This window comes from Ilumatobacter nonamiensis YM16-303 (genome assembly GCF_000350145.1).
GTDB lineage: Bacteria > Actinomycetota > Acidimicrobiia > Acidimicrobiales > Ilumatobacteraceae > Ilumatobacter_A > Ilumatobacter_A nonamiensis.
Genome location: NZ_BAOL01000038.1, coordinates 1 through 9,032 on the forward strand (window position 1 = coordinate 1; position 9,032 = coordinate 9,032).

At 66.4% G+C, this 9,032-nt stretch carries 8 protein-coding genes and 3 tRNA genes; 5 read left to right on the forward strand and 6 right to left on the reverse strand.

Annotation, left to right across the window (positions count from 1 at the left end; genetic code table 11):
• Positions 1-70 precede the first annotated feature (70 nt).
• Together ON45_RS05020 and ON45_RS05025 are read right to left on the reverse strand one after the other, a co-directional pair.
• A tRNA-Met gene (locus ON45_RS05020) sits at positions 71-147 on the reverse strand.
• Positions 148-211: 64 nt separating this feature from the next.
• Positions 212-284, reverse strand: a tRNA-Thr gene (locus ON45_RS05025).
• 245 nt (positions 285-529) lie between these two features.
• Here ON45_RS05025 and ON45_RS05030 point away from each other — a divergent pair.
• Positions 530-1,084 (forward strand): GNAT family N-acetyltransferase, encoded by a 555-nt coding sequence (locus tag ON45_RS05030; protein ID WP_051062494.1) that lies wholly within the window; start codon positions 530-532, stop codon positions 1,082-1,084.
• Between the two features lie 99 nt (positions 1,085-1,183).
• Here the strand turns inward: ON45_RS05030 and ON45_RS05035 are convergent, their stop codons facing one another.
• The gene (locus ON45_RS05035; RefSeq protein WP_040492459.1) at positions 1,184-3,445 is read right to left on the reverse strand and encodes a DUF4012 domain-containing protein; all 2,262 of its coding nucleotides are present in this window, start codon (positions 3,443-3,445) and stop codon (positions 1,184-1,186) included.
• Between the two features lie 59 nt (positions 3,446-3,504).
• Positions 3,505-4,503, reverse strand: a complete 999-nt coding sequence (locus ON45_RS05040; protein WP_083914375.1) for a helix-turn-helix transcriptional regulator — start codon at positions 4,501-4,503, stop codon at positions 3,505-3,507.
• 92 nt (positions 4,504-4,595) lie between these two features.
• Between ON45_RS05040 and ON45_RS05045 the strand changes: the two genes are divergently transcribed.
• Positions 4,596-5,657, forward strand: coding sequence for an ATP-binding cassette domain-containing protein (locus ON45_RS05045; protein ID WP_083914377.1), 1,062 nt, complete (start codon positions 4,596-4,598; stop codon positions 5,655-5,657).
• A complete protein-coding gene (locus ON45_RS05050; protein ID WP_051062496.1) occupies positions 5,654-6,490 on the forward strand; it encodes an ABC transporter permease in 837 nt (278 codons plus the stop codon). Before ON45_RS05045 ends, ON45_RS05050 begins: the two co-directional genes overlap by 4 nt.
• Before the next feature lie 30 nt (positions 6,491-6,520).
• Here the strand turns inward: ON45_RS05050 and ON45_RS23515 are convergent, their stop codons facing one another.
• On the reverse strand, positions 6,521-7,558 hold the full coding sequence (locus ON45_RS23515; protein ID WP_158412197.1) for a helix-turn-helix transcriptional regulator: 1,038 nt from the start codon (positions 7,556-7,558) through the stop codon (positions 6,521-6,523).
• A gap of 73 nt (positions 7,559-7,631) precedes the next feature.
• Here ON45_RS23515 and ON45_RS22955 point away from each other — a divergent pair, with 73 nt between their 5' ends.
• Positions 7,632-8,237, forward strand: coding sequence for a hypothetical protein (locus ON45_RS22955; protein ID WP_158412199.1), 606 nt, complete (start codon positions 7,632-7,634; stop codon positions 8,235-8,237).
• A 64-nt stretch (positions 8,238-8,301) separates the two neighbouring features.
• Here ON45_RS22955 and ON45_RS05065 read toward each other — a convergent pair.
• Positions 8,302-8,387 (reverse strand) — tRNA-Tyr (locus ON45_RS05065).
• Positions 8,388-8,512: 125 nt separating this feature from the next.
• Between ON45_RS05065 and ON45_RS05070 the strand changes: the two genes are divergently transcribed.
• Positions 8,513-9,001 (forward strand): YajQ family cyclic di-GMP-binding protein, encoded by a 489-nt coding sequence (locus ON45_RS05070; RefSeq protein WP_040492462.1) that lies wholly within the window; start codon positions 8,513-8,515, stop codon positions 8,999-9,001.
• Positions 9,002-9,032 lie beyond the last annotated feature (31 nt).

The following is a 9,032-nucleotide window of genomic DNA, read 5'->3' on the forward strand; positions in this document are numbered from 1 at the left end:
GCTTGTTCCGCTCAAACTTTTCTTTGCTCATTGCTTTCCTCGCTCCTGAGGGTTCCTGGGTTGTGGGATTTGGTAGCGGCGGTCGGACTTGAACCGACGACCTTCCGATTATGAGCCGGATGCTCTGACCAACTGAGCTACGCCGCCATGTGGCTATGACCGAATTCCGGGTGACTTGGCTCGTCGCCGGGTTGCCCCAGCCACTTGGTCGAGCCCTCTGTGAGAATCGAACTCACGACACCAGCCTTACCATGGCTGTGCTCTACCGACTGAGCTAAGAGGGCGTCACGAACGGGTGCGATGTGCACTCGATCGAGCCGTTGCTGACTATGTGATTCCGAGGTTGAACGGAGCTGTTCGACCAGCGCCGGGGCAACCTTCGGGACCGCATCAGCGTTGCGGCCAGTCCGCGAGTGTATCGGCGGGGCTCGGAGTCCCACCGCGCGTTCCCTCCTTTCGCGCCGTGCCGGCGACCCTTCCCGAAACGCTGTCCGCAGGCTCGCGTCCGCCACCGCTAGCGTCGTCGATGATGGCTCCGGTTCCCGCTCAGCGTTCGACGGTGTCGATTCGCGCGGCGACGCAACACGATGCCGAAGGAATGCGGACGATCTACAACCACGAGGTCGAGAACTTCACCACCACCCTCGACATGGTGCCGCGGTCGGTCGCCGACCAGCAGGCCTGGATCGCGGCTCGCTCCGGCGTGTTCCGGGCGATCGTCGCGGTCACCGGCAGCGGATCAGACGACGAACCCGGGACCGACGAGCGCGACGAGATCGTCGTCGGATTCGCGTCGTTGTCGCCGTACAAGGAACGTCCCGCGTACAGCCCCACGGTCGAGAACTCGATCTACGTGGCACGATCGCACGCGGGGCTCGGGATCGGGCGACGCCTGATGGACCGGCTCATCGCCGATGCCCGGGACAGCGGGTTCCACTCGATGATCGCCCGCGTCGAAGTCAGCGGTGAGGCGTCTCGAGCGCTGCACCGAGCGTGCGGGTTCGAACTGGTCGGTATCGAGCGCGAGGTCGGCCGCAAGTTCGGCCGGTGGCTCGACGTGGCCAGCATGCAGCTGTTGCTCTGAGTCAGGTGCGTTCCGCGACGCGGACGGCGAGATCGCAGAAGAGCAAGCCGTCGCGAATCTGCGCGAAGTCGCAGAGGATCAGCGCGTCGAGCCGAACCGTCATCCGAGTTCCGAGAGCGGTTGCTCGAAGAGCGTCGGCTCACCGAACGTCCCATCCTGCAGCGCCTCGTCGACCGGATCGAGTTGGTCGGGAAGATCGAATTCCAGGTGGAATGTCGAGGACTCCTCCGACGCCAGATCCATGAACAGCGGGTACGCAGCCCAGCCCGCTTCCAGCTTCGCCGTCAGATCGAGTTCCTCTCCGTCACGTTCAGCGGAGTCGAGTCCGAGCGGACCGTAGAAGGTGGTGTAGAGACGGCTCGTCCCGGGTGGAAGGCCGGCCTCGCTGCCGATGACCACGGGCGGGAGCCCCTCGGTCGGTGCGTGGTTGGTCAGCGTCACCTCGGCGACGAGCCGGCGGTCTCCGGTGGCCGACGTGACGATCTCGACGTCGACCTCTCGTTCGAGGAAGACGTCGATCTTGCTGCCACCGGCGTTGGTCATCGTCACGGAGAATCCTCCGTTGGCGGGATCGAACTCGGGGAGTGACCCCGACACCCCGATCTCGTCGAGGAACTCCTGTTCTTCACGTTCGGTCGTGAGGAACATCAACCGACGATCGTCGACCAAGGGTGCGAGGTCGCGAGCGAGGACCGCCGGACCAGGCAACGACCCGGTCAGGAGTTGCCCGATCACTGCGTTTCCGAGTGTGCCCAAGGCATCGATCCGGTCGTCGTTGGCGCCGTCGCCCAGCGCGTACTGCTCTCCCAAGATGAAGCGCAACGCGTTGTTCGCGTTCACGGTCACGTCGAACTCGGGGAGGTCGACCGGGTCGGTGTAGCTCATCAAGGTCGAGACGACCTCCGCGTCCATGTAGAACACACCGTCGATGGGATCGCCACCGCTCGACGGGTACAGCAACTGAGCCACCTCGGCCACGTGTGGGAAATGCGGCGACATGGTGATGTTCGACCAGGCCTTGTCACCGACCCCTCCGTCCGGACCGCTCGTGAACCCGAACGGGCCGTAGCGCTCGACGAACTGGGACGGACATCCGTCGCAGGTCGCGCCCGATACTTCGAGGATCCCCTCCAAGTCGGAACGACGCTCGAACTCGGTGACCGTGATCTGGCCGTCGTCGATCAGCATCTCGGCGTAGTTGCCGATGAATCCACCGAGCGCCCGCGCCTCGGCGGTGGATCCGAACAAGACCAGGTAGCGCCGCGGGCCGTCGCCACCGAGGATCTGCGGGGTGATCTGGACCGCTTCGATCACGGTGTCGAGTCGTGGCTCCTCCTCGGCGAGCTCGACCTCGAGTTCATCGAGTTCCTCCGTGATCCTGTCGATCAACCACGGCGAGCGGACGTCGGCGATCGTCGTCTGGAGTCCGTCGAGGGCCGCTTGGACCTGCACCAACGGCTCCTCCGCGTCCCGAATGGCGGTGAGGTCGATGCGCCCGTTGTCAAAGCTCAACGAATCCGGATCGACCGATCTCAACGCGAGCGCCGCGTCGGCCAAGGCATCCGCCGCCTGCGCCGTGAGCTCGGAACCCGCACGGACGTTCTGGGACAGACCGGGCACGATCCGCGCCGGCGCCACGAGCGGACTCTGGAGGCGGTCGTCCACGGCGGAAAAGTCACTCGCCGCGTCGTCGAACAGTTCTGCGGCCTCGTCGTACTCGCCGTCGCTGAGCAGCTCGATCCCTTCGCGCGCGGCTGCGTTGGCAGACGTCACCTCCGTTCGAGCGTCGTTCGCCGCGAGGCCGAGCGCGGCCACCGAGGCAACCGCCACCGCCACGAGGAGGCCAGTCGTGATGAGCACGATGCGGCGGACTCGTCCGTCCAGGGTCATGGCTGCGGCGAGCACGACGATCCCGAACACGACACCACCGACGATCATCGAGAACCCGAGGAACCGTGCGAGGTCGGAGCGCAGCATCACATTCACGGCGACGGCGCCGGCGACCGCGGCGGTGATGGTGTGTGGGCCGAACGCCGTCAACGACGCGAGGTACAGCACTCCCGCCACGACACCCACAGCGATCACGGTCGCATCGCCGGCGGTGGCCGTGCTGATCACCAGGGCGCCGAACACCAGCCACCACGGGACGACCGACGCCGCCATCGTGACGACGAATGCGGTGATCGCGACGACGACCGTGTCGGCAGTCGGGGAACCGACGGGCTCGGCTCCCGCCAACACGGCGACCACCGCCGCGACCACCGCAACGGCGACGACGATTCCGGTCGACGCTTCGGGTCCGAGAGTCGCGAATCTGTAGCCGGAGGTCTTCGGGGTGTCCTGCCCTCGATCGTCCGCCACGGGATCGCAGCGTAATCGGCGCGTCCGACGGGCGACCGATCGCCTCGCCTGCGGCGGGCTCAGGTGGAGGCCGTCGAGGATCCGCCCCCATCGTCGGGACGGGCGGAAGCCGCGTTCGTCAGGTGGCCCGCAACGGTGGCAAGGTGCGTCGCGAATTCCGGTGGTGATCGAACCTCGAAGTCGGCGCCCAGCGAGGTGACGAGCATCGTCGGCCACTCGAGGGCGCGGCTCGCGATCGTGACTCGACAGCGGTCCTGATCGAGTTGTTCGATGTCGACCCATCGCCCCGTTCGTTCCCGAATGACGGCGGCCGGCGCATCGACGTCGACGACGAAGTCGGTGTGCGGCGTCGAGTCCTTGATCGACTCCCGGACGTAGGTCGCCGCATCACCGTGGGGGATCGGTTTCGGCGGGAAGCGGGCACCGGTGGCGCGGGGTTCGTCGATTCGGTCGACTCGGAAGGTACGCCAGTCCGCACGATCGTTGTCGAAGGCGACGAGGTACCACCGACGTCCCACGGTGACCAGCTGCATGGGCTCGACGCGACGGCTCGTCCGGGCGCCCTGCTTGTCCCGGTAGCCGAACTCGACGCGCTGGGTGTTGCGCGCAGCCGAGGCCAACGTCGTCAGGTACTGGGTGTCGACGCTCGCGTCCGGGTCGGCCCAGTGCACCGCCACGGTCATCGTCGCGAGATCGTCTGCTCGCTGACGCAGGCGGGGTGGAATCACCTGGACCACCTTCGCCAACGTGGTCACCGACGCCTCGGCGGCACCTGCGACGCCGAGGTTCGCCGCCGCCCGGAGCGCGACGACGAGACCGACCGCTTCATCGTCGTCGAGCACCAGCGGAGGCATCGACGCTCCTGGGGCGAGCCGGTAGCCACCATCGACACCGGGGCTCGCCTCGACGGGATAGCCCAGCGTGCGGAGCCGATCAATGTCACGGCGCAGCGTGCGCGGCGACACTTCGAGTCGCTCGGCGAGGTCGGGGCCGCTCCAGTCCCGATACGACTGCAGCAACGTGAGCAACCGCAGCATCCGTTCGCTCGTATCGGCCATGGAATCGAAAGTACTCGGGATTGAGGACAGATTCTGACCGCAATGCGATTTACCGTCCTCCTCGTCGAACGACCCACCACAGGAGAACGAGCATGACGACCACCACCACGACCGACCGGTCCCCCACCGCCGACCGATCCGACGCCGGGTCCGCGGCGATCGAAGCTCGGGGCCTCGGACGCGCCTTCGCGGACAACGACGCCGTCGAAGGCCTCGACCTGCGCATCGGTTCGGGGGAGATCTACGGCTTCCTCGGGCCGAACGGTGCAGGGAAATCGACAACGGTGCGGATGCTCTGCACCCTGCTCGCACCTTCGTCGGGTTCGGCGACGGTGGCCGGCTTCGACATCGCGAGCCGGCCCGACCTGGTCCGCCTGCACATCGGAGCCGCACTGCAGGAAGCGGCGCTCGACCCGGTCCAGACGGGCGACGAACTGCTTCGTCTCCAGGGGCGTCTCTACGGACTCGACCGCAAGCAGGTCGATCAGCGACTCCGCGACCTCGCGGAACTCATCGACCTGGGCGATGCCCTGCACCGACCGATCAAGACGTATTCGGGCGGGATGCGTCGGCGTCTCGACCTCGCCGCCTCACTCGTCCACAACCCTGACGTGCTGTTCCTCGACGAACCGACGACGGGGCTCGATCCGGTCAGCCGGGCGTCGGTGTGGGACGAGGTGCGCCGGTTGAACGAGCGCCTCGGGATGACGATCTTCCTCACCACGCAATACCTGGAGGAAGCCGACGCGCTCGCCGACCGGGTCGGGATCATCAACGCCGGCCGCCTCGTGGCCGAAGGAACTCCGGAGGAACTCAAGCGTCGCGTCGGCGACGACCTGATCGTCGCACGCGTCGGAGGCAGCCTCGTGTCCGCTCGAGAAGCTCTCGACGGGGTGAACGGCATCCACCGCGTCGACGAGGTGCACGACGAGTTGGTGATCGAGACCGCGAACGGGGCGGCGACCATCGGCCCGGTCGCGATCGCCCTCGGACACGCGGGCGTCGACATCCACGACCTCACGCTGCGGACCACGACGCTCGACGACGTGTTCCTCGAACTCACGGGCAACCGCATCACCCACCACGACCTCGACGACGAACCCGACACCGACCACCACGAACACGCCACGACCACCACGGAGGCAGCACGATGAACACCCAAGCGCCCACCACACGGCCCACGCCGTCGACCACGAGCGTGAGCAGCGAGATCCGAGCGCGCCAATCGTCGCTCTTCCACGACATCGTCACGGTCGCCGGGCGCGCTCTCCGCGCGGTCCCGAAGGATCTCGAAGCCGTGATCCCACCGATGCTGATCGCGTTCTTCTTCTTCGTGGTCAACGTCGCCACGCTCCAACCGTTGACCGAGGGAAACCTCGCCGGATTCGACTACACCGCGTTCCAGATGGCGACCGCGATCCTGCTCGGTGTCACCGGCGTCTCCCGCGCACCAGCGGTCGTGCTCGACGTGCAGGACGGATACATGGATCGACTGCTCCTCACCCCGGTTCGGCGCACCGCGATCCTGCTCGGCCACATGGTCGCCGACATGGCCGTCGCGGCCGCCCTCACCGTGCCGATCCTCGCGCTCGGTTTCGCGCTCGGCGTGCGGTTCGAATCGGGTCCGCTCGGCGCCGTCATGTTCATCGTGATCGCCGCGTGCTGGAGCCTCGCGTTCTCCGGATTCGGCTACGCGATCGCGTTGAAGACCGGAAATCCGGCTGCGGTCCAGTCCAGCTTCCTGCTGTTCTTCCCGTTCCTCTTCCTCACGTCGTCGTACGTTCCTCGATCCGAACTGACCGGCTGGCTCGACACAGTCGCCGGACTCAACCCGGTCACCTACATCCTCGACGGACTCCGTTCACTCACGCTCGTCGGCTGGGAATGGGACGAACTGGCCACGACGGCACTCGCGATCGGACTCGTTGCGGCGGTGAGCATGACGCTGTGCTTCTCCGCCTTGCGTTCCAGGGTCGCCAGGGGCTGAGTTCCGATCCGCCCCGAAACGTCGAGGGCGTCAGGCGGCGATCGAACGCAGCGCCGCAACAGCCGCAGCACGACTGTCGACCATCAGCACTCGGAACACCGTCTCGAGATGCTTCTTCACGGTGCCCTCGGAGATCTGCAAGGTACGGGCGAGTTGGGCGTTCGTTCCGCCGGTGTGGGCCAACTCGAGGGCGACCTCGGTCTGTCGCGGCGTGAGACCCAGGTCGATGAGCGCGGCAGCCTCCCCGGTCTCGTCGCCGATCCGTCGGACGAGGAGGACGGTCGGGCCGACCGGGACGGGATGCACCGCGCATCGCCAGAACTCGTCACCGACATCGACATCGTGGAAGTGCGGCTCGGTTTCGGCCTCGCCGTAGCTCGGCAACAGTTCGACGATGCTCGCCGGGAGTCGGGCTCCGGATCCGAAGGGCCCCGACGACGCACGGTCCGAGGAATCCTCGACGACACCATCGGAGCGCACGGTCATCACCACCCAGCCGCCCGCGCGGTCTGCTTCGGCCGAACGGGCACGTTCTCGTTCCCGGTCGACGGTGTGCCGGTGATGCATTGCGAGATGAGGGCCGAGCGCGTCGAGGACCGCGACGTCACGGTCGCTGAACTCGTGCTCCGACGCACCACGGTTCAGGGCGTGTCCGACGATCACGTCCGGAGGAGACGGCAGCCGGATCACGAGCTGATAGCGAAGCCCGAAGGGTTCGAAGAACTCGCGATAGAACTCCGTCTCGGCGATCTGCGCACCACCGACGACATCGCAGAATCGCAGCGCGCGCCCGACCGGCCGCTCTTGAGCCCCGACGATCAACGGGTGTTGCTGCGCGACCCGGTCGTAGACGGGCTTGAGGCGTGCCGCCAGTTCTTCTTCGTCGGGCGGAACGATCACGTAGCGGAAGTCGCCGCTCGCCAATGCCATGTCATTGAACGACGCACTCGTGCAGGGAATCAACGTACGCAGGAGTTCGAGCGCAGCCTCCACACTCGGCACCGGATCGGACGCGAGGAATGCGGCGGCATCGAGCACCGAGCGGAGATCCGAATCGTCGAGCAACACCTGGCGCACAACGGTAGTGCCTACGTCGGATGACCCATGGCGCCCCATTCGCCCTTTGGCCGAACATGATTCGATGTTGTCTCTCCGCGCCCTCGACCACCGCTCCCCTCGACCGACGGTCGCCCTCGTCGCCGTGACCGTCGGTGTCCTCGCCGCTCTCACCGGGTGCGGGGGGTCCGACGACGACTCCGACGCCACCTCCGCGCCGCAGGTCGAAGCGGGGTCCACCGATGCGGATTCCGCGGCCGCGCCGACCGACACCGCAGGCTCCGGCGCGGACGTGGCACCGGCGTCGGGATCCGGGTCGGCCACGTTGACGTTGGCCGATGGCACGGCGTTCACCTTCGAGATGTCGACATGCGAGACGTCGGAGAACGGCGCCGACGGATTCCTCGTGGCCGACGGGTACGACCTGTTCGGTGCGACCGCCGACGACGCCTTCCGCATGCAACTCATCCGTGCCGGTCTCGACGAGGACTCCATCGTCCAGACCGCGAGCCTCGAAGGCGACTTCGACGAGGAGGGTAAGAACGCCGGGATCCTCTACACGCAGGTGGTCGACACGTTGGCGCTCACGGTCGACGGCGGCGACGTCGCCGGCACCGTGACGTTCAGCCCGATCGGACCGAATCGCCCGTACGGCGACGAGATCGAAGCGACGGTCGCCGTCAGCTGCTGACCGCACGTCGACCGCCGAGAACGACGAGAGCCCGTCAGCAACCGCTGACGGGCTCTTCGCGTTCTGGTGGGCCGGGTAGGATTTGAACCTACGAAGGCATACGCCGGCAGAGTTACAATCTGCTTCCTTTGGCCACTCGGACACCGACCCTTTGGTCCCCGCTCCACAGACTTTCGACTCGAGACTCGCAGTGGTCTGTCGAACGAGGCGACAAGAGCGTACCGCTGCGGACCGACCACGCAACCTGGGCGACCGCCTCCGCTACCGTTTCGGTCATGGCAAGTTTTGACGTCGTCTCCGAAGTCGATGAGCAGGAGGTCCGCAACGCGATCGATCAGGCGCAGCGTGAGATCGCCAATCGCTACGACTTCAAGAACACGAACTCCTCGATCGAACTCGGCGACCTCGTGATCACGATGCACACCGCCAGCGAGGACCGGCTCAACGCCCTGCGGATCGTCGTCGAGGAAAAGCTGGTGAAGCGTGGCGTCTCGCTCCGCGGCGTCGACTACGGCGATGTGCAGGAGGCCAGCCAGAACACCGTTCGCCAGGTGATGACGATCGCCGTCGGAATCTCCCAGGAGAAGTCGAAGCTGATCAACCGGACGATCAAGGAGAAGGGCCCGAAGGGTGTGAGCAGCCAGATCCAGGGCGACTCGATCCGCGTGCAGGCGAAGAAGCGCGACGCACTCCAGGAGGTCATCGCGCTGCTCAAGGCCGAAGACGTCGGGATCCCCCTGCAGTTCCAGAACTTCCGCGACTGAGTGCCATCCGGTGTCTGACACCGGATGGCAC

What these genes read in the sequence shown, in the direction of transcription:
- ON45_RS05030 (WP_051062494.1), top strand. Translation starts at nt 530, where the DNA reads ATGGCTCCGGTTCCCGCTCAGCGTTCGACGGTGTCGATTCGCGCGGCG.
- ON45_RS05040 (WP_083914375.1), bottom strand. Translation starts at nt 4,503, where the DNA reads ATGGCCGATACGAGCGAACGGATGCTGCGGTTGCTCACGTTGCTGCAG.
- ON45_RS05045 (WP_083914377.1), top strand. Translation starts at nt 4,596, where the DNA reads ATGACGACCACCACCACGACCGACCGGTCCCCCACCGCCGACCGATCC.
- ON45_RS05050 (WP_051062496.1), top strand. Translation starts at nt 5,654, where the DNA reads ATGAACACCCAAGCGCCCACCACACGGCCCACGCCGTCGACCACGAGC.
- ON45_RS22955 (WP_158412199.1), top strand. Translation starts at nt 7,632, where the DNA reads ATGTTGTCTCTCCGCGCCCTCGACCACCGCTCCCCTCGACCGACGGTC.
- ON45_RS05070 (WP_040492462.1), top strand. Translation starts at nt 8,513, where the DNA reads ATGGCAAGTTTTGACGTCGTCTCCGAAGTCGATGAGCAGGAGGTCCGC.